Here is a 1,910-nt window from a genome sequence, read left to right as displayed (position 1 = left end):
GCACACGCCGGTGCCGTTCGCGGCCGCGCTGGAGGACCTCTACGTCCCGAACGCCGACAAGGTGGCGGCGGCGGTGCGCACGGTGATGGGCGCGCCGGGCCGGCGGGAGGCTGCGGAATGAGCGATTCCACGACTGGGACCATCCACCCGATCACCATGCCGAAATGGGGCCTGGCGATGACCGAGGGCCTGCTCGCCGTCTGGACCGCGGCGGAGGGCGCGCGGATCGAGCCGGGCACCGAGATCGTCGACATCGAGACCAGCAAGATCACCAACGCCCTGGAATCCCAGGTCGCCGGCACGCTGCGCCGGCGGGTGGCGGAGGAGGGGCAGACCCTGCCGGTCGGCGCCCTGCTCGGCGTCGTGGTCGAGGGCGAGGTCGACGACGGCGAACTCGATCGCTTCATCGCGGCGTTCCAGGCCGAGGCTGCGGCAGCAGCCGAGAGTGCGGCTCCACCGCCGGAGCCGAAGATTGTCCAGGCCGGCGGCCGGGCAATCCGGGCGCTGGTGACGGGAGAGGGCGACGGCACGCCGGTCGTGCTGATCCATGGCTTCGGCGGTGACCTCAACAACTGGCTGTTCACCCAGCCGGCGCTGACGGGACGACCGGTCCATGCCATCGACCTGCCCGGCCATGGCGGCTCGGGCAAGGATGTCGGCGACGGCGACCTCGCCGCGCTGTCGGGAGCGGTGCTGGCCTATATGGATGCCCAGGGCATCGCCAAGGCGCATCTGGCCGGCCATTCCATGGGCGGGGCCGTGGCCCTGTCCCTGGCGCTCGACTCACCAGACCGGGTGGCGTCGGCAACGCTGATCGCCCCGGCCGGGCTGGGGGCGGAGATCAATGGCGGCTATATCGACGGCTTCATCACGGCGCAGAAGCGTAAGGATCTGAAGCCGTATCTGGAGGCGCTGTTCGCCGACCCGGAGCTGGTGACCCGCGACCTGGTCGAGGACGTGCTGAAGTACAAGCGGCTTGACGGCGTCGACGCGGCCTTGAAGGCGACCGCCGGGCAATTCTTCCCCAGTGGCCGCCAGGCGGTGTCGCTGCGCGACCGGCTCGGCACCGCCAAGGTGCCGGTGCAGGTGGTGTGGGGCACGGCGGACGCGATCCTGCCCGCCGCCCATGCCGACGGGTTGCCGGCTGGGATCGCGGTGCATCGCTTCGACGGCAAGGGCCACATGGTGCATATGGAGGCCGCGGCCGAGGTGAACCGGCTGATCGAGGCGTTCGTCGGGGACGCCTGATTTCCGGAGCAGCGGGACCATGCTGGGCAGCCACGACATCATCGCCTTCGTCGCGACCATCCGGCCGGACGATGCCAAGGCGTTCTACGGTGCGGTCCTCGGCCTGCGGCTGATCGAGGATTCGCCCTTCGCCCTCGTGTTCGACGGTGCCGGGACCATGCTCCGGGTCCAGAAGGTGCAGGAGCTGGTGCCGGCCCGCCACACTGCCCTCGGCTGGAACGTGGCCGATATCCGCGCCGAGGCCGCAGCCCTGGCGGCGCGCGGCGTCGTGTTCGACCGCTATCCCGGGTTGGAGCAGGACGAGCAGGGTGTCTGGACCAGCCCCGCCGGCGGCAGGATCGCCTGGTTCCGCGATCCGGACGGCAACGTGCTGTCGCTGACCGAGTTTCCCGCGCGCGGCGCGTAGGTTGGGTTCGTCTTGGCGAACCCAACATCGTTGGCCCGGAGCGGCGGTGTGATGTTGGGTTCGCGACGCGAACCCAACCTACGCTTCTGTCAATTACGATTCCGGCTGCGTCGTGTCGCCGTCGCCGAGCGGGCGCTGCATCAGCACGCTGTCGACCCAGCGGCCGAACTTGAAGCCGATCGAGGGCAGCAGCCCGACCCGGTTGAAGCCCATCACCTCGTGCAGCCCGATCGACGCGGTGTTGTCGCTGTCGCCG

2 protein-coding genes are annotated in these 1,910 nt (G+C 70.1%); both read left to right on the top strand.

Features of this window, described 5'->3' with window-relative positions; all coding sequences use genetic code 11:
* The first annotated feature begins 117 nt into the window (after positions 1 to 117).
* Positions 118 to 1,248 (top strand): acetoin dehydrogenase dihydrolipoyllysine-residue acetyltransferase subunit, encoded by a 1,131-nt coding sequence (locus AC3XYG_RS01395; protein WP_489138021.1) that lies wholly within the window; start codon positions 118 to 120, stop codon positions 1,246 to 1,248.
* Between the two features lie 19 nt (positions 1,249 to 1,267).
* A complete protein-coding gene (locus AC3XYG_RS01390; protein WP_489138020.1) occupies positions 1,268 to 1,654 on the top strand; it encodes a VOC family protein in 387 nt (128 codons plus the stop codon).
* Positions 1,655 to 1,910 lie beyond the last annotated feature (256 nt).

The sequence above is a fragment of the Inquilinus sp. genome (genome assembly GCF_057815775.1).
Note: the sequence above shows the minus strand (reverse complement) of the source record. Positions and strands in the feature narration are given on the sequence as shown.